The organism is Christiangramia sabulilitoris (assembly GCF_007050985.1).
In the GTDB taxonomy this organism is placed as follows: Bacteria; Bacteroidota; Bacteroidia; order Flavobacteriales; family Flavobacteriaceae; genus Christiangramia; species Christiangramia sabulilitoris.
On the sequence record NZ_VHSF01000002.1, the window covers coordinates 362,293 to 379,780 of the forward strand.

Here is a 17,488-nt window from a genome sequence, read left to right on the forward strand (position 1 = left end):
ACACCAACTATTGATTGCTATTTTGATGGGTGGCTCCTGCTATGCTCAGAATTCCATTCCACTGGAAGATTTTAAAAATATTGAAGAAAAAGTAATTGAATGGCGGCGGGATATTCACGAAAATCCTGAGCTTTCCAACCGGGAATTTAATACCGCAAAAAAGATCGCCGCCCACCTCAACTCCCTGGGTATAGAAACCAAAACCGGGATCGCTAAAACCGGAGTTGTTGGCATTCTTAAAGGAGACCAACCTGGTAAGGTGGTTGCCCTCCGGGCAGATATCGATGCCCTGCCGGTAAAAGAAAAAAATGATCTTCCTTTCAAATCTGTAGTTGAGACAGAATTCCTTGGATCCAAAACCGGAGTGATGCACGCATGTGGTCATGATACACATACAGCAATATTAATGGGGGTAGCAGAGATCCTCTCAGAAAATAAAGATAAGATAAGGGGAACGGTTAAATTTATTTTCCAGCCTGCAGAAGAAGGCCCGCCACCAGGAGAAGAAGGAGGAGCCAAATTAATGATCAAAGAAGGGGTACTTGAAAATCCAGAAGTGGATGCGATCTTCGGGCTTCACATTAATGCTGCAACTCCTGTGGGAACTATAAAGTACAAGCCGGAAGGTATGATGGCAGCAGTAGAGAGATTTGTTATTAAGGTTGAGGGAACCCAGGCGCATGGCTCAGCTCCGTGGAGTGGGATAGATCCTATAATGATCTCTGCGAAGATTATCGATGGATTTCAAACTATCATAAGCCGTAACGCCGACCTTACAGAATCTGCAGCGGTGATCACTGTAGGAAAGATCAGCAGCGGAGTGAGATATAATATAATTCCGGAAACCGCAGAAATGATAGGAACAGTAAGAACACTGGACCCGGCAAACAAAGAATTAATCATTCGCAGAATGAAAGAGATGACTGCCGGTATTGCCAGTGCCTATGGTGGTAAGGCGAGCATAGAATTTCAAAATAATACCGCCATCACATTTAACGATCCATCCCTGACAGGTCAAATGCTTCCTACTTTAAAAAGTGTAGCCGGAGAAGATAATGTTAGTCTAATGAAGGCAACTACCGGAGGAGAAGATTTTTCTTTCTATCAGCAAAATGTTCCCGGTTTTTATTTCTTTCTCGGCGGAATGCCGGTAGATGGCGAAGCAACGAGACACCATACCCCGGGATTCTTTATCGACGAAAGCGGCATGCTACTGGGGGTTAAAGCTATGACTCAAATAACCCTGGATTACTTAAATAATCAATAATGCAGGATTTTCTTTCCTTTTGGGCTAATCTTCCCTGGTGGGGCTGGATCCTTATATTTCTAACTATAGTTGCGGTAATGGATATTTTTTTCAACCGTAAGCATACTATAATTCATAATTTTCCGGTGGTGGGCCATTTGAGATATTTCCTGGAAAGTTTCGGTCCTGAACTAAGGCAATATATAGTAGCAAACAACCGCGAGGAGCTGCCTTTTAATCGGAGAGAAAGAGGCTGGATCTATGCTTCAGCCAAAAATATGAATAATTACGAGGGTTTCGGGACAGACCAGGATATTTACTCCACGCATTATATTTTTATCAATAATGCCATGTTGCCGTTCAAGTTACCCCAGGGACATCCAAATATTAAAAATTCAGGTTTTGTTCCATCAGCCAAGGTTATGGGAGCCTGGAATAAACGCAAAAGACCATACCGGCCGGCATCAGTTATCAATGTATCGGCTATGAGCTACGGATCTTTGTCTGCCAAGGCAATAGAATCCCTTAACGAAGGTTGCAAATTGTCCGGGGCATATCACAATACAGGTGAAGGTGGTTTTTCTCCATACCATGCCAGGGGTGCAGATGTTGTTTTTCAAATAGGGACAGGATATTTTGGGGTGAGAGATGACAAAGGCAATTTTTCCATGGATAGGTTAGTACGGCTTGTAACAGAGAACCCCCAAATAAGAGCTATAGAATTAAAATTATCCCAGGGTGCAAAACCGGGAAAAGGTGGAGTATTGCCGGCATCTAAAATCTCAAGGGAGATCTCAGAAATAAGAGGCGTACCCATGGGCAAGGACGTGGTTTCACCTCCATACCATTCCACCTTTGATGATATTGAAAGTATGGTAGAATTCGTGGAATCTATCGCTAACGCTACTGGTTTACCTACAGGCATCAAATCTGCCGTAGGCCAACCGAAAGACTGGGAAATTTTAGCGCAGATCATGCATGAGAAAGGCTACGGACCAGACTTTATTGCCATTGACGGTGGTGAAGGAGGTACAGGCGCGGCCCCGCCAAGTTTTGCAGATCATGTCTCATTGCCGTGGATCTATGCTTTCACCGATGTTTACAAAATATTTCAAAAATTCAAACTAACAGACCGCATCGTTTTTGTCGCCTCAGGCAAGCTTGGTTTTCCTGCTAATGCGGCCATGGCTTTTGCCCTGGGAGCAGATATCATTAATGTAGGCCGGGAAGCAATGTTAAGTATCGGGTGCATTCAGGCTCAGAGTTGTCATACCAACACCTGTCCTTCTGGAGTGGCTACCCAGAATAAATGGTTGCAAGCCGGAATAGACGTAAAGGACAAGGCAATGCGTACCAATTTTTATTTTGTGAAATTCCGGAAAGAGCTATTGCAGATAAGCCATGCCTGCGGATATGAACATCCCTGCCAGTTTAATACAGATGATGTAGACATAAACCTTAGCGATAAGAATCTGGCAAAAACTCTGGCGATCACTTTTTCTTACCACAAAGATGAAGTAAATTTCGACTCTGTTAGGCAATTTCTGGACTGTCCCCATTTAGGCGGAAACCTGAATTTGAAAAATCTCAGGATCACAGAAGACGCGATTAACTAATCATATATAGAACATGAACGAAACAGAAATTCTGGATTTATTATATACCATTTTACCAGCCATTATCGTAGGCCTGGTTTCCTTTTATTTCTTCCGCACTTATTCTGAAAATGAGGAAAACCGAAGAAGATTTCTCATCCTTCGGGAGAACCAGAAGACATCACTTCCAATCAGGCTCCAGGCTTATGAGCGTTTGGCCCTGTTTCTGGAACGCATCTCACCGGGAAAAATTCTATTCCGGGTCAAGCCAAATTCTGAAGATGCTGATATGTATGCAAATTTACTCATTGCCAATATTGAACAGGAATTTGAACATAATCTGGCACAGCAGATCTATTTAAGCAATGAATGCTGGGACTATGTGAAAACTGCAAAAAATGCAACCATTACTATGGTAAGAAATGCCGCCGGAAAGGAGACGGTACAGAATGCAGATGATCTAAGACAAATTATCCTCAAAAACCTAATGGAAAAACAAGCTCCGACAGATGCTGCTTTAAGCTTCATTAAAAAGGAAGTTAAAAGCCTAATTTAAACCAGGAAGATTTCGCTGCTTTTTTCTCCAGTTCTTTTTGTTCTGCATATTCAAAACCCTGCTGCCACCACTGGGTCATTGCTTTTTTATTGAAGACCAGTGAATTTTCTGTTAGCCTGGTTGGGGTATAGTAGATATTAAGTTTTACTTTTTTGTTCATCGCAGCAAGTTTACCTTCCACGATATCATGATACTCCACCTGATCGAGTAAAAAACCAAAAAGATTCACCATCAGTGAAAAGGGATTTTTACCCAGGATCTTATTATGCTCCATATTTTCGGCTTCAAGGATGATCGCATCCACTTCTGTAGCTCCCCTTTTGATGGCTTCTCTTATAGGAACCACGCATCCCAGACCTCCATCGGCATATTCAAATCCATCTTTCTGGGCAAGACTCATAAAAGGTATATAATTACAGCTAATCCATATCCAGTCGCAGAAATCATCATATTCGAATTCATGTATGGATTTATACTCTACACGGTTCCTGGAAAGATTAGAAACGGTAACCACCACATCCTTTACTTTTCCCTTTAGATCATCGAAATCCCGGCGTGAAAAATTTTTCCTGATACTGCGCTTCAGGGCTTTACTTTCCCCAAAAGTTCTGCGCGACCTTATAAATTGCCACACGGTATTCAGGTAATTAATAGTAACATACTCTCTACCATCCTTTTTTTTGACAACGAATGGATTTACACTAAAAATTTTACGCTGGGTTACATTGGTATAGATATCGTATACCTTTTGAATATTTCCGGCGGCCAGGTGCGGAATTAACAAACTGCCGGTAGAGGTTCCTACAAAGAGGTCATAATTTTTTTTCTGCTCCTGGATGAGATACTGAGCCACGCCACCGGCAAAAGCTCCTTTGCTACCTCCTCCGGAAATTACCAAAGCACGCATTAAGGTTCAATTTGATTTAACTCTTCATTTTTGTATTTCGCAAATTCATAACCACTCTCCCACCATGCTTTCATTTGCTCTTCATCAAAAATAAGCGAATTCGTGGTGAGTACGCTGGGGGTATAATAAAAATTTAAAATAGCATCTTTATTGTTAGCTGCAAATTTTCCGATCCTGATATTTTGCTTTTCTATGCGATCTAACATAAAAGCAAAAAGATTAGTGATGAGCGAAAATACATTCTTTGACGGCATCCTATTGAAGTAGGTAACCTCTGTTTGTAAAATGATCGCATCCACTTCTGTCGCACCGCGTTGTATAGCCTCTTCAATAGGTACCATAGAACCCAATCCACCGTCGGCGTATTCGCAGCCGTTCTTTTTAACGAGACTCATAAAAGGAGTGTAATTACAGGAGATCCAGATCCATTCTAAAAAATCCTCGTAGCCGTAATCCTTTATTGATTTGTATTCCACCTCGTTAAGAGAAATGTTGGAAACAGTGGTTACAATCTCTTTATTCCCATTCTTCAGCTGCTCAAATTCCTCCCTGGTAAAGGTTTTGGCCAGGAGTTTCCTTAGGTTATGGCTATCTCCAAAGGTTTTCTTCCCCTTAAGAAAGTTCTTTAATACATTGAAATGATTGATCGATATATTTTCATATCCATGTTTTTTCGTGATAAGAAAGGGCCGGCTGCTGAAAATACTGGACTGATTTACAGAGGTAAAAACCTTTTTCACTTTTTCAGCTTTACCCAGGGCCATGTGTGCGATTAAAAGGCTTCCGGTAGAGGTGCCAATAAACAGGTCATAATCTTTTTTAAGTACTTCAGTAAGGTACTGAGCAACACCCCCGGCAAATGCGCCCTTACTTCCTCCTCCTGAAATTACCAGTGCACGCATATTAACCTGTGATTTTAGATCTTAAAAAAGCAGTTTCCTCCTTAGTCATTTTTTCTGAAACTTCGATCAACTCCTGCTTATATTCAGGATTTTTAAGAAGCTCCTTAAGCAACTCCCGGCAATAATTCCTGAAGCTATAGGTATGATGCTGGGTCCCACTGATTAAACTTTTAAGACTTTCCTCATTGAAGGCTCCTAACTGGAACAAGTAGCTAAAGGCATTCTCCCGAACCTGAAATGGTCTCCATTGAGCACTATAACCGGCAAGTTCTTCGTACAGGTCGCGGGTATATTCGGGTTCAAAATCAGGGGTTACCAGATTTAAAGTTAACCAAAGCATCCTGATATTCTTATTGTAAAACCCGGTGAGATTCCTGGTTTGATTCAAATATTTATGCCTCTCTTCCGGAAATTGCTCCCAAAGTTTAAAAAGAGCAGCCTCTATGGTAAGGTAAGAATCATCTTCTAAAAGCGATTCAAAATCCCCCTTAAGATCTGGCGGAATTTGATCCATGGTTAAAGCGATCGCCTGTCTTACAAAGATATTATTGGAGTCAAATGCCTTTTTATATAACTCAATTGCCTTAACAGATTGCAGACCGGCCAATTGGTGGACTACCTCCTGCCCTATATAATCGTTAACCGGAAATTGCAGGGCTTCATCCAGTAAATCATATTTTATTTCCAAACTGCTATCCCTTAAGGCTGCAATATTCAGATAATCGGTGATAAAGGTGGATTTTTTCAATGATTCCAGTGATTGGGATGCCTTAAATGCCGACTGCTCCAACCAATCTCTCTTAAATTGCGAGAGATCTGTACCGGAGGCTGTTTCCATTTCTGCAATAAAATTATCTGTAGTTACATTTTTAAATTTATAGAGGTTCAGGTAACTGGTAATTCCTTCTCTATAAGCCTCATCACCAATCATCTCTCTTAAAATATGCAGGGCCCAGGCTCCTTTCTGATAAAAGGTAAGAGAACTGGCTTTCGGGTTAAGCAAAGACTCTCCCTTCCCGCTATCACTTACTTCCTTTAATTTCTCTGCAGTCTCATACAATTTCCAGTAATAATAATCTTCTCCAAAGATCTGTTTTTCGGTCAGTAAAGCATAGTAAGTGGCAAAACCTTCATGCAGCCAGTGATCATTGCCAGATTCGGTCACCAGGTTTCCAAACCATTGATGAGCTAATTCATGGGCATTGACATTAACATAATTTCGATCCTTGAACCCTGTAGAATCTGTTAGAAAAGATTCTGAAAAAATGGTCGCACCCGTGTTCTCCATCCCGCCGTATAGAAAATCCTGAACCGGCACCTGGCTGTAATTTTGCCAGGGATAAGCCACACCGATCTCCTTTTCTAAAAAATCGAAAATTTCTGCTGTATGACGGTAGGTTGGTTCTGCTTTTAAAGAATCTTGGGGCTGGTAATAAAGAAAAATCTGGTCCCCTGTTCGGGATTCGGTTTTTTGAACATCATATTTTCCGGCCGCCATCGCTACCAGGTAACTACTCATAGGCTTTTCCATATCAAACTGCCAAAGCCTTGTACTATCGCTGATCTTTTCATTCGAAACCAATTTTCCGTTGGAAATAAGCTGATAGTCATCAGGAAATTCAAAACTCAGATCAAATTCGAGTTTCTCATTCATATCATCAAAACTTGGCAGCCAGGTTGAAGTATATTTGCCCTGACCCTGCGTCCAGACCTGCTTCATTAAGCCCGTCTCCTCCGGATAATCCCAGTTTATAAAATACATTCCGGAATCGGGTTTGGCAGAATAGTTTAATTGAAGCTTATTGTTATCTGAGGGTAGAAAATCTGAAAAAATATAGATGCCGTCCGCTGATGAATTGAAATCTACAGGCTGCCCGTTTAAAAGTACGTTCGAGAATTGCATTTTTCTACCATCAATGAAAAGGCTGTCCTGTTGAACCAAAATTTCAAAGGTAAAATTTACTATACCGGATACTTTTCCGGAATCTGGAACAATTTTTATCTGAGCTTCAATATTTTTGAAATCAAAAATATCTGTTTGAGAAGATTCTTTTTCCTGTGCCGTTACTAGAAAGGAACAGAGAAAAAAGATAAAAAGAAGGTATTTTCGCATGTAAATAAGAGGAATAACAACTGCAAAATACGAATTTGCCCGATGAAACCATAAAATTTAAAATTTTAAGCTTTTCTAGTCTCTTCTGAAAAAATCAATCGGTTTTAATATCTTCGTTTTATGATCCAGAATCTGCTCCAAACCCCCATAGAATACCTGAAAGGTGTTGGCCCTAATCGTGCCGAGGTTCTAAAGAAAGAGCTTAATATCAGATCTTACCGCGATCTCATTAATTTTTTCCCCAACAGATATATAGACAAGACCGGGTTTTACAAAATAAACCAGCTACAGCAAAACACGTCTGAAGTACAAATTGTAGGTAAAATTGTTCACATGAAAATGGTGGAACAAAAACGTGGAAAAAGACTGGTTGCAGATTTTGTTGATGATACAGGAAGAATGGAGCTTATCTGGTTTCGGGGGCATAAATGGATCAAAGAAAACCTTAAGATAAATACGCCCTATGTCATCTTTGGAAAGACCAGCTATTATAATGGACTTTTCAGTATGCCTCATCCGGAAATGGAATTGGTGTCAGATTACAAAAAGAACCTGAGAACGGCTATGCAGCCGGTATATCCCTCCACAGAGATGCTTCAGAAAAAGGGCATCACTAACCGGGTAATTATGAAATTAATGCAGGAAGTCCTGCAACAAACCGGTTTAAAATTTTCGGAAAGCCTTTCCCCGGCACTTTTAAGTGAAATAAAACTTATTTCTAAAGCGGAAGCTTTATTCAACATTCATTTTCCAAAAAATCAGGAATTACTGGCCAAAGCTCAATTCAGATTAAAGTTTGAAGAACTTTTTTTCATTCAATTGCAGCTTTTGAGAAAGAATATGCTGCATAAACAAAAAATTAAAGGTTTTAATTTTGAGCAGATCGGCGAGCATTTCAATGATTTTTACCAGAATCACTTACCATTTGAACTTACGAATGCTCAAAAGAGAGTGATCAAAGAAATTCGTAGTGATATGGGCAGCGGGGCCCAGATGAACAGGTTGTTGCAGGGAGATGTGGGATCAGGCAAAACGATCGTCGCCCTTATGTCCATGCTTATCGCACTGGACAATAATTTCCAGGCCTGTTTAATGGCTCCAACAGAGATACTCTCTATTCAGCATTATAATGGCTTGAAGGAATTATGCGAAGAAATAGATATTAGCATATATCTCCTGACAGGTTCCACCAAAACTTCAAAAAGAAGAGAAATCCATGAGAAACTGGAAAGCGGTGAAATCGACATTTTAATAGGTACGCACGCCCTGCTGGAAGATAAGGTAAAGTTCAAAAACCTGGGACTAGCCGTGATCGACGAACAACACCGATTTGGAGTCGCTCAAAGGGCCAGGTTATGGAAAAAAAATCATATTCCGCCACACGTACTCGTGATGACCGCAACCCCTATTCCCAGAACCCTGGCGATGAGTTTATATGGAGATCTGGATATTTCAGTAATAGACGAGTTACCTCCCGGTAGAAAGCCCATAAAAACGGTGCATAGATTTGATAGTAACCGGTTAAAGGTTTTTGCTTTCATCCGCGAAGAGATCAACAAAGGCAGGCAGGTATATGTGGTGTACCCACTTATCCAGGAATCTGAAAAGATGGATTACAAAGATCTGATGGACGGTTATGAGAGTATCGCAAGAGAATTTCCCGATTTCCAGATCTCTATCGTACATGGGCAGATGAAGCCTGCAGATAAAGATTACGAGATGGACAGATTTGTGCGTGGTGAAACCCAGATCATGGTGGCGACAACTGTTATAGAAGTTGGGGTGAATGTTCCTAATGCCAGCATGATGATCATTGAAAGTGCAGAAAGATTTGGACTCTCCCAATTGCACCAGCTTCGTGGTCGTGTAGGTAGGGGTGCTGAACAAAGCTTTTGTATTCTTATGACCGGCCATAAACTTTCCAATGACAGTAAAACCAGGCTGGAAACTATGACTGCAACAAATGATGGATTCGAGATAGCAGAAGTAGACCTCAAGTTAAGAGGCCCGGGGGACCTTATGGGCACCCAGCAAAGCGGGGTTTTAAATTTAAAAATTGCAGATATAGTTAAAGACAACTCTATTTTGCAGCTGGCAAGGAATTATGCTTCTGAAATTCTGAAAGAAGATCCCAATTTATCCCGGGATGAAAACCAGGTAATTAAAAATGCCTACGCACGCCTGGTGAAAAATAAAACTATCTGGAATTATATCAGCTAGATAATCTATTCATTATCAATATTTAGTACCATATACCGGTAAAATTCATAATTACAACGAAAAATTTGTACGAAAAGTACGGGATTTCCCCCATTTCTCTATTTTGATCTTCCTAATATTTTTAAAACCAGGCAATTATGAAAAATGTACTTTACATCATTTGGGCTTTAGGTATTCTTTATGCCTGCAGCACCGATGGACTTTTTGAGGAAATTCAGGTTGCAGGCATAGATCAGAAAACTACTGGCGATGGAAACAATGTATTCTCAGAATCTGAATTCAATAGAGATCAATGCCAGGATATTCATGTTTACGCAATAATGAAGTAAATTAAAAGTCAACTTTTACTTAACTCCGTTCAAACATCTCTCCCTAATTAAACATTGAAAATCAAAAGGTTATAAATTTTTAACTATCTTTAGACAGCCCTCCTTCCAATAAAATCCTGCTTTTTCTAATTATTGATTGTCCCGGATTATAATAGAATGCTCCCTGCGATTTTAGAAACCTTTATTAAACTATTATAAAAATTACAATCATGAGAACAATTTTCAAAACCAGATGTAGCATCTGTATGATGCTTTTATTTTTATCATTCTCTCTTTTCGCTCAGAAAAACGATAATGACATGGCACAAACACTTTACGAAACCTACAAAGAGAAAGGTGCCAAAGAGATGTTGATGGTGTATAAAAAAAATAACACTAATAAAGAATATGAGGGGATGGCAGAACCTCTAAATGTGCTGGCCTATAGACTGATGCAACAGGATAAAGACCTGGAGGCCGCGGCTATGTTGTTAAAAGCCCAAATGGAGGAATATCCCAATGAAGCAAATCCATATGATTCTTACTCAGACGTACTTTTGGAAATGGGTAAAAAAGAAGAAGCGAAAAAGCACATAGAAAAATCTCTGGAACTCGCTGCACAGAAAGATTCTGAAGAAAACAAACTGGTCATTGAAGCCGGAAAAGCCAAAATGGCGATGTTGGAGAACAAAGACAAGCAACTTAATTTTTTAATAGGTAACTGGGATAATGAAACCACTACCTACCGCAATGGTGAAAAAATGGAGTCGACCGTAAGCTCTAACAATATTACCTTTGATAATAGTGGCTCCATAATGATCGTGGACCATAATGTTGAGGATAAAAAAGCCTGCTGTAAACGTGTAATGGTATACAATCCCAACGAAGACGAATTTGATGTTTCTTATATGCGTAGAGACAATGCTAACGGTATTTCTAATTCTTCATTAAAGGTAAAAGAGATAGATAAGGATCGCTTTGAGGTAATGGAGAAATTTACTAATGATGACAATGAGGAGGTGAAAATGAAACATGATATAGTTAAAACACAGGCTAATGTAGAATGGACAACTTATGCCTCTACAGATGGTAATTGGGAGAAAGTGAGAACGATGAATTTAAAGAAAAAGGACTAAGTGTAAGTTTAGTTTATTTATTAATAGAGGGAGGTGTATTCACCTCCCTTTTTGTGATTAATACCGGTAGACAAAATTATTTTTCAGATTATGACAAAACCATTCGTAATACTATCTTTGCTGCCTGAAAAAGATTATTCATGAAGATTTCATATAACTGGCTGAAACAGTTCATTAAATTACCTGAAAACGCCGAAAAAACCGGTGAATTATTAACAGACCTTGGACTTGAAGTGGAAGGAATTTCCAGCTTTCAAAGTATTAAAGGAGGTTTGGAAGGTGTTCTGGTTGGCCATGTTCTTAGCTGTGAACCTCATCCTAACGCAGACCGGCTCAAACTGACCAAAATAAATCTTGGAAATGGAGAGGAAGTTCAAATCGTCTGTGGAGCGCCTAATATTGGTGCGGGACAAAAAGTACCTGTAGCAACTATAGGTACCGTGCTTTATGACGAAAAAGGTGAATCCTGGGAGATCAAAAAGGGAAAGATCCGCGGCGAGGTAAGCTTTGGAATGATCTGTTCTGAACAGGAACTTGGCCTGGGTCAAAGTCATGATGGGATTATGGTCATGGACAATGAACTGGTGCCCGGAACGCCGGTAGCTGAAATATTCGAAGTAGAAAACGACGAGGTTTTCGAAATAGGACTTACGCCAAACCGCGCAGATGCCATGAGCCACTGGGGTGTTGCCAGAGATCTTAAAGCCGGTTATCAGCAAAAAGGCCAGCAACTGGAACTAATTACTCCTTCTGTAAGCAGTTTCCACGTAGATAACCGCAGCTTAAAAGTTCAGATCAAGGTTGATGATTCTAATCTTGCCCCAAGATATTGCGGAGTAACACTCTCTGATATTAAAGTAAATGAATCTCCAAAATGGCTTCAGAATAAATTAAAAGCCATCGGGCTAACCCCAAAAAACAATGTGGTAGATGCCACGAATTATGTGATGCACGAGCTGGGACAGCCTTTGCATGCTTTTGATGCCGATAAGATCTCAGGTAATGAGATCAATGTAAAAACACTTGCAGCGGGAACAAAATTCACTACTCTGGACGAGGTTGAAAGAGAATTGCATGAAGAGGATCTTATGATCTGTGATGCTGAGAAACCTCTTTGTATTGCCGGTGTATTTGGTGGTATTGGCAGTGGTGTTACCGAATCTACTACCAAGATATTTCTTGAAAGTGCTTACTTTAATCCGGTAAGTGTGCGTAAGACTGCAAAAAGACATGCAATAAATACAGATGCTTCATTTAGATTTGAGCGTGGGATAGATATCAATGCTGTAGAATATGCCTTGAAGAGGGCGGCCTTACTAATTGCAGAAATTTCAGGCGGTGCGATCACCAGTGATATCGATGATCTGTACTTTAAAAAGATCGAAGATTTTCAGGTATTTCTAACCTTTGAAAAGGTAAATAAGCTTATTGGAGAAAACCTGGAAGAAGAGACCATAAAGTCGATCCTTGCCTCCCTGGAAATAAGAGTCAATAATGTGACTGAAACTGGGATGGGACTTACTATACCTTCCTACCGTGTGGATGTGCAACGCGAGTCTGATGTGATCGAGGAGATACTAAGGGTTTACGGATATAACAACATTAAATTTGGAGATAAGCTGAGTCTTTCTGTGGCAAATTCGTCCAGATTTGAAGATTACAAGATCCAGAATCTAATTGCGGGACAGTTAATTGGCCAGGGGTTTTATGAAACTATGGCTAATTCTCTTACCTCAGCAAATTATAACAAACTATCTGACGATTTGAAAGACGAATACCAGGTAGAAATGCTGAATCCCTTAAGCCAGGACCTTTCAGTTTTAAGACAAACGATGCTGTTCTCCGGTCTTGAAGCGATTAGTTATAATATTAACAGAAAGCGGCCAAATATAAGGATCTTCGAATTTGGTAAAACTTATCATTCGTATGTGAGCGGAAGGGAAGAAAATAAACATTTAAGCCTTTTTGTAACCGGTGAAAAAACTGCCGAAAACTGGAATAACTCCCCAGGAACCGGAAATTTCTTTTACCTGAAAGGTGTAATCGAAGCTATCTTCGAAAAGTTGGGTATTTCTAACCTGAATTTGAAATCTGGTAAAAGCGATATTTTCTCTGAAGGACTTCAAATAAGCAGCAAGAAAGCTAAACTTGTTGAATTTGGAGTGGTTAAAAAATCCCTCCTCAAGAAAATGGATATCGATCAGGAGGTATTGTATGCAGATTTCAACTGGGATGAAGTGATTTTATTGGCTAAAAAGCAAAAAACAGTTTTTAAGTCCATTCCAAAATATCCAAGCGTTCGAAGAGATTTTGCTCTTCTTTTGGATAACAGCGTGAGCTACGATGAAATAGAACAGATCGCCAGACAAACCGAAAAGAAAATGCTTACCAGGGTAAACCTTTTTGATGTTTACCAGGGCAAGAATTTACCTGAAGGAAAAAAGAGTTATGCCATAAGTTTTATCTTCCAGGATGAGAATAAAACTCTCACCGATAAACAGGTAGATAAAATGATGAGTAAATTACAATACAGGTTCGAAAAAGAACTCCAGGCTGAATTGAGATAATAAAAAAACCGTGTGAGCTTCACACGGTTTTTTTATTCACATATAATAGAGGAATTAGAAATGATCTTTAAAGATGTCATCAATATTTTCTCTTATGGCCCGATCTATTCTTTTGGTTTCGATCTTTTCATCAGACCTACCTCTCCAAAGAATTTCATTTGTTCTTCTATCTATTAGGTCTATAACAATGGTCCTTTCCAGATAAGGAACCTGTTTTACCCTTGGTCCATTCAATCTCTGAACCGTAAAATAATTATCATACATTATGTCCCGGTAATATGGCCCTACATAATGCCCCGGACGATAATAGGCATAATTGGTATACACAGGGTTGGCATTTACAGCTATCTGCTCATCGAACATAGGATGAAAATGCACCAGTATATCCGGATTTCTCTTGTTAAGAATAAACCCTTCCTCTTTTAAATTAGCGTTGATGGTATTTATAATTACTTCCTGAATAGCGTCGTTATCAAAATTTCGGCTTATAATGGTATCCTTATTTGGTAAAAAAGCATAGGAATTATAGGATTTTAATTTTTTGAGATCATCTTTTGAGGTTGGACCACCAGAACCGCAGGAGGTCAAAATCAAACTAAAGATGATAGCAAAAGAACTAAATTTTATAAATTTCATATTATTTGGATTTCATTAGTTTCCGAATGTAAACCGAAACTTAATAATTAAAAAAAACTGAAGGCTTATTTGACTTTTATTTAACTAGAAAAAGCGACTTAAAGCCGCTTTTCATAAAATCAATTAAAAATAACTCTTACATAGAAGGTAGTATAACCGTATCGATCACGTGTATAACTCCGTTAGACTGATTTACATCTGCAATTGTGACCGTTGCCACGTTTCCTGCAGCATCCTTTAGTTTTACCTTATCTCCATCTAACATCGCTGTTACGTCTGAACCGCTAACAGTTTTAAAAGTAGCTTTTCCGTTTCCTTTTTTAATCGCCGCAACTATATCTGCAGCTTTATAATCTCCGGCTAATACGTGGTAAGTGAGAACAGCCTGCAGTTTTTTCTTATTCTCTTCCTTTAAAAGAGATTCTACTGTGCCGGCAGGCAAAGCTTCAAAAGCAGCATTTGTTGGAGCGAATACTGTAAATGGCCCATCACTGGAAAGTACATCTACAAGACCCGCAGCTTTAACTGCTGCAACCAGCGTTGTATGATCATTAGAATTAACTGCATTTTTTACAATATTCTTAGATGCATACATTTCTGCTCCGCCTACCATTTTTGTTTTCGAATTGCCATTTTGACCAATTGCAACAGTCCCGATTAAAAGGAACATGCTTAATAGACTTAGTAATCTTAAATTTTTCATTATAAAAGTATTAATTGTTATATAGTTTAAATTACGATGGATGTAGTTAGACGGTTTTTAAAATGACCCCAATTAGGAATTAATTAACAATGATCGAAGCTTTATCCCTGCGAATAACCGAGGTATTTAAATTTTTTTTTCGATTGTAATTCTAAGGTTAATTGTCTAATTTAGTGGGGCTAAAGAAAAAGAAAATGATGTTGAAATTTCCCCGTACCAATATCGAACACCAGCTACTGAAAGTTCGAAATAGAAAAACTTCCGAAAAGAATATTTTAAATGCAGTGCATCAGATCCTGGCAGAGAGTGACAGAAAGGATGATTTAATTCTTGAGGAAATTCAGCATGGCAGGGAAAAAAATAATAATGACCTCGATGCCGATATTTTAGAAGGTAACAGGATTTTTCATATTGATGACATCTACGAAATTTGTGTCAATTACAGGTTGAGATTTTTAGATTCAAAACTGTTTAAATCTAAAATACCCTATGAGGCATTAATGGAGATTAAACATCTGGAAAAAGCGCATCATACCACACTACGGGGATTTAAGATCGTAGCCCCTTCAAAACTTTTCAAACTGGATAATGCAGATGATCCTTTGTTATTTGCTCCCATTGGAAATGATTATTACTATCTGATTCATAAATGGGGGAATGACCTGCATCCCTTTAGAAGAATATTAATGTGGCCTTTTAAAACCCTGGAAAATTTTATTGTGTTGCTTTTAGCAATTAGCGTCCTTACTGCGCTTTTAGTACCCGATGGATTATTTACCAGAAACCAGTCTACAACAGAATTCTTTATGATCTTCTTTTTTATTTTTAAATGGTTTGCCGGTTTATCCATCTTTTACGGGTTCAAAATGGGTAAAAATTTCAGCACAGATATCTGGGATAGTAAGTTTTACAACGCCTAGAAGTTAATTTCAGTCTAAATAATTGATATAGCTTCCTTGTAATTCGTAATTTAGAATTATAAATTTTAAACAATGAGCGAAGAAGAAAGCTATAAAAGGGTCTACACAGGTCCTGAAACCAATGTGCAATATTTACAGGAGCTTTTTGAAAAAGAAGGCCTCCACTCCAGGGTTCGAAACGATTTTGATTCAGGGTTAAGAGCTGGATTTGGTGGCGGATTGCCCGGACAGGTACTGCTGTTCGTACTGGATAAAGACTATCAGAAAGCACTGAAGATCGCCAGAGAAACCTTTCCTAAAGATTTCGATAATGAATAGCGACGAAATCAAAACAGGGGAAGAAAGACCCACCAGAAATAAATGGAATCTTATACTGGGCATACTTTTCCTGGCATACGGTAGTTACAGACTTTATCAAAAATTACAAATTCCTGATGATGATAATTTTGGAATGATCCTGGCCGTAGGATTCATTTTTTTTGGAATTTATGATCTCTGGAAATATTATAAAGGAGTATAAAAAAAGCCCCGGAACCGGGGCTTTTACTTTACCATTTAATTACCGCACTTCCCCAGGTAAATCCACTACCAAAAGCAGCCAGTACAACTACATCCTCATCTTTCACCTTTCCTTCTTCCCAGGCTTCAGTCAAGGCAATTGGGATTGACGCTGCGGTTGTATTACCATATCTCTGGATATTATTATAAACCTTATCATCACTCAACTTAAACTTTTGCTGAATGAATTGTGAAATTCTCAAATTAGCCTGATGTGGAATCAGCATGTCAATATCTGCTACTTCCAGTCCGTTGGCATGCAAACCTTCATGAATCACTTCAGAAAATCGCTGCACCGCATTTTTGAATACGAATTGCCCGTTCATATAAGGATAGTAAGGAATATCCTCCCCCTGAGGGTTTTCAGCAATGATCTCTGGAACCCAGTGATTGGTGCTTGGTCCTTTTAAAGATAGTTCCAGGGCGTGCTTCCCTTCAGAATGCAAATGAGTGGAAAGGATCCCCTGGCCGTTATGATCGCTACGCGTCAATACCGCTGCCCCTGCACCATCTCCAAATATTACCGAAACAGACCGTCCTCTGGTAGTGAAATCCAATCCACCACTGTGATTTTCACTTCCTATTACCAGCACATTCTTATACATCCCTGTTTTAATGAACTGGTCTGCTACAGAAAGTGCATAAATGAAACCGCTACACTGGTTACGCACATCCAAAGCCGGACATGTATCTATTTCCAGCATTTCCTGTAACTGTACTCCACAGCCAGGGAAATAATAATCGGGACTTAAGGTTGCAAATACAATTAAATCTATGTCGTCCTTGGAAATTCCGGAGCGTTCCAAAGCTATTTTTGCGGCTTTAACGCCCATGGTTGCGGTAGTATTACCGTCACCCTTTTTAATATGTCTGCGTTCTTTAATTCCTGTACGCTCGGTGATCCATTCGTCATTGGTGTCCATCAGCTTGGAAAGATCATCATTAGTGACAACGTTTTCCGGGACATATTTTCCTAATCCTGCAATTTTAGTTTGATACATGGACGATTTATTATGATATTAAAAGTTATTCTTATTAAATTTAAGCAAAATGTAAAAAAACAGACGCGCAATATAACAAAGATTAACATCTCAAATGTTGCTGTCGCTCTTAAAGTTTCA

General features: G+C 39.2%; 16 protein-coding genes. 10 read left to right on the forward strand and 6 right to left on the reverse strand.

What is annotated here, in order from left to right:
• The first annotated feature begins 25 nt into the window (after positions 1 to 25).
• Genes FGM01_RS08100 through FGM01_RS08110 form a run of 3 tightly spaced genes read left to right on the forward strand, consistent with a single transcriptional unit; the run spans position 26 to position 3,397 of the window.
• On the forward strand, positions 26 to 1,267 hold the full coding sequence (locus tag FGM01_RS08100; protein WP_423738349.1) for an amidohydrolase: 1,242 nt from the start codon (positions 26 to 28) through the stop codon (positions 1,265 to 1,267).
• Positions 1,267 to 2,862, forward strand: coding sequence for an FMN-binding glutamate synthase family protein (locus FGM01_RS08105; protein WP_143410680.1), 1,596 nt, complete (start codon positions 1,267 to 1,269; stop codon positions 2,860 to 2,862). Before FGM01_RS08100 ends, FGM01_RS08105 begins: the two co-directional genes overlap by 1 nt.
• Positions 2,863 to 2,875: 13 nt before the next feature.
• Positions 2,876 to 3,397: a DUF7935 family protein gene (locus tag FGM01_RS08110; RefSeq protein ID WP_143410681.1), complete on the forward strand. Its 522-nt coding sequence runs from the start codon at positions 2,876 to 2,878 to the stop codon at positions 3,395 to 3,397.
• Here the strand turns inward: FGM01_RS08110 and FGM01_RS08115 are convergent.
• From FGM01_RS08115 to FGM01_RS08125, 3 genes are read right to left on the reverse strand one after another with little or no spacing between them, the layout of a single operon-like run.
• Entirely contained in the window at positions 3,381 to 4,304 is a 924-nt protein-coding gene (locus tag FGM01_RS08115) for a patatin-like phospholipase family protein (RefSeq protein WP_143410682.1), read from the reverse strand. The two genes, FGM01_RS08110 and FGM01_RS08115, sit on opposite strands and share 17 nt — an antisense overlap.
• Positions 4,304 to 5,206, reverse strand: a complete 903-nt coding sequence (locus FGM01_RS08120; RefSeq protein WP_143410683.1) for a patatin-like phospholipase family protein — start codon at positions 5,204 to 5,206, stop codon at positions 4,304 to 4,306. The genes FGM01_RS08115 and FGM01_RS08120 overlap by 1 nt, the downstream gene beginning before the upstream one ends.
• A 1-nt stretch (position 5,207) precedes the next feature.
• On the reverse strand, positions 5,208 to 7,319 hold the full coding sequence (locus tag FGM01_RS08125; protein ID WP_143410684.1) for a M1 family metallopeptidase: 2,112 nt from the start codon (positions 7,317 to 7,319) through the stop codon (positions 5,208 to 5,210).
• Positions 7,320 to 7,439: 120 nt separating this feature from the next.
• On the opposite strand from FGM01_RS08125, the gene recG reads away from it, so the two are divergent.
• The 4 genes from recG to pheT all read left to right on the forward strand — a co-directional run bounded on the left by recG (position 7,440) and on the right by pheT (position 13,550).
• On the forward strand, positions 7,440 to 9,539 hold the full coding sequence (recG, locus tag FGM01_RS08130; protein ID WP_143410685.1) for an ATP-dependent DNA helicase RecG: 2,100 nt from the start codon (positions 7,440 to 7,442) through the stop codon (positions 9,537 to 9,539).
• A gap of 137 nt (positions 9,540 to 9,676) precedes the next feature.
• Positions 9,677 to 9,868: a hypothetical protein gene (locus FGM01_RS08135; protein WP_143410686.1), complete on the forward strand. Its 192-nt coding sequence runs from the start codon at positions 9,677 to 9,679 to the stop codon at positions 9,866 to 9,868.
• A gap of 209 nt (positions 9,869 to 10,077) precedes the next feature.
• Complete coding sequence (locus tag FGM01_RS08140) at positions 10,078 to 10,983, forward strand: tetratricopeptide repeat protein (RefSeq protein ID WP_143410687.1); 906 nt, start codon at positions 10,078 to 10,080, stop codon at positions 10,981 to 10,983.
• Between the two features lie 140 nt (positions 10,984 to 11,123).
• Entirely contained in the window at positions 11,124 to 13,550 is a 2,427-nt protein-coding gene (gene pheT, locus FGM01_RS08145; RefSeq protein ID WP_143410688.1) for a phenylalanine--tRNA ligase subunit beta, read from the forward strand.
• Positions 13,551 to 13,604: 54 nt separating this feature from the next.
• On the opposite strand, the gene FGM01_RS08150 is transcribed toward pheT, so the two are convergent.
• Together FGM01_RS08150 and FGM01_RS08155 are read right to left on the reverse strand one after the other, a co-directional pair.
• Entirely contained in the window at positions 13,605 to 14,186 is a 582-nt protein-coding gene (locus FGM01_RS08150) for a DUF4136 domain-containing protein (protein WP_143410689.1), read from the reverse strand.
• Between the two features lie 136 nt (positions 14,187 to 14,322).
• A complete protein-coding gene (locus FGM01_RS08155; RefSeq protein ID WP_143410690.1) occupies positions 14,323 to 14,889 on the reverse strand; it encodes a fasciclin domain-containing protein in 567 nt (188 codons plus the stop codon).
• A 194-nt stretch (positions 14,890 to 15,083) separates the two neighbouring features.
• Here FGM01_RS08155 and FGM01_RS08160 point away from each other — a divergent pair, with 194 nt between their 5' ends.
• The 3 genes from FGM01_RS08160 (at position 15,084) to FGM01_RS08170 (ending at position 16,329) form a co-directional block, all read left to right on the forward strand.
• Complete coding sequence (locus FGM01_RS08160) at positions 15,084 to 15,809, forward strand: hypothetical protein (protein ID WP_143410691.1); 726 nt, start codon at positions 15,084 to 15,086, stop codon at positions 15,807 to 15,809.
• 72 nt (positions 15,810 to 15,881) lie between these two features.
• Positions 15,882 to 16,127 (forward strand): putative signal transducing protein, encoded by a 246-nt coding sequence (locus FGM01_RS08165; RefSeq protein ID WP_143410692.1) that lies wholly within the window; start codon positions 15,882 to 15,884, stop codon positions 16,125 to 16,127.
• Complete coding sequence (locus tag FGM01_RS08170; RefSeq protein ID WP_143410693.1) at positions 16,120 to 16,329, forward strand: hypothetical protein; 210 nt, start codon at positions 16,120 to 16,122, stop codon at positions 16,327 to 16,329. Before FGM01_RS08165 ends, FGM01_RS08170 begins: the two co-directional genes overlap by 8 nt.
• A gap of 28 nt (positions 16,330 to 16,357) precedes the next feature.
• Here the strand turns inward: FGM01_RS08170 and FGM01_RS08175 are convergent, their stop codons facing one another.
• Positions 16,358 to 17,368 carry a 3-oxoacyl-ACP synthase III family protein gene (locus tag FGM01_RS08175; RefSeq protein ID WP_143410694.1) on the reverse strand — a complete coding sequence of 337 codons (1,011 nt, stop codon included), beginning with the start codon at positions 17,366 to 17,368 and terminating at the stop codon, positions 16,358 to 16,360.
• Positions 17,369 to 17,488 lie beyond the last annotated feature (120 nt).

Excerpts from the sequence above, each read along its gene's own strand:
- FGM01_RS08100 (WP_423738349.1), top strand. The coding sequence starts at position 26 with ATGGGTGGCTCCTGCTATGCTCAGAATTCCATTCCACTGGAAGATTTT.
- FGM01_RS08105 (WP_143410680.1), top strand. The coding sequence starts at position 1,267 with ATGCAGGATTTTCTTTCCTTTTGGGCTAATCTTCCCTGGTGGGGCTGG.
- FGM01_RS08110 (WP_143410681.1), top strand. The coding sequence starts at position 2,876 with ATGAACGAAACAGAAATTCTGGATTTATTATATACCATTTTACCAGCC.
- FGM01_RS08115 (WP_143410682.1), bottom strand. The coding sequence starts at position 4,304 with ATGCGTGCTTTGGTAATTTCCGGAGGAGGTAGCAAAGGAGCTTTTGCC.
- FGM01_RS08120 (WP_143410683.1), bottom strand. The coding sequence starts at position 5,206 with ATGCGTGCACTGGTAATTTCAGGAGGAGGAAGTAAGGGCGCATTTGCC.
- FGM01_RS08125 (WP_143410684.1), bottom strand. The coding sequence starts at position 7,319 with ATGCGAAAATACCTTCTTTTTATCTTTTTTCTCTGTTCCTTTCTAGTA.
- recG (WP_143410685.1), top strand. The coding sequence starts at position 7,440 with ATGATCCAGAATCTGCTCCAAACCCCCATAGAATACCTGAAAGGTGTT.
- FGM01_RS08135 (WP_143410686.1), top strand. The coding sequence starts at position 9,677 with ATGAAAAATGTACTTTACATCATTTGGGCTTTAGGTATTCTTTATGCC.
- FGM01_RS08140 (WP_143410687.1), top strand. The coding sequence starts at position 10,078 with ATGAGAACAATTTTCAAAACCAGATGTAGCATCTGTATGATGCTTTTA.
- pheT (WP_143410688.1), top strand. The coding sequence starts at position 11,124 with ATGAAGATTTCATATAACTGGCTGAAACAGTTCATTAAATTACCTGAA.
- FGM01_RS08150 (WP_143410689.1), bottom strand. The coding sequence starts at position 14,186 with ATGAAATTTATAAAATTTAGTTCTTTTGCTATCATCTTTAGTTTGATT.
- FGM01_RS08155 (WP_143410690.1), bottom strand. The coding sequence starts at position 14,889 with ATGAAAAATTTAAGATTACTAAGTCTATTAAGCATGTTCCTTTTAATC.
- FGM01_RS08160 (WP_143410691.1), top strand. The coding sequence starts at position 15,084 with ATGATGTTGAAATTTCCCCGTACCAATATCGAACACCAGCTACTGAAA.
- FGM01_RS08165 (WP_143410692.1), top strand. The coding sequence starts at position 15,882 with ATGAGCGAAGAAGAAAGCTATAAAAGGGTCTACACAGGTCCTGAAACC.
- FGM01_RS08170 (WP_143410693.1), top strand. The coding sequence starts at position 16,120 with ATGAATAGCGACGAAATCAAAACAGGGGAAGAAAGACCCACCAGAAAT.
- FGM01_RS08175 (WP_143410694.1), bottom strand. The coding sequence starts at position 17,368 with ATGTATCAAACTAAAATTGCAGGATTAGGAAAATATGTCCCGGAAAAC.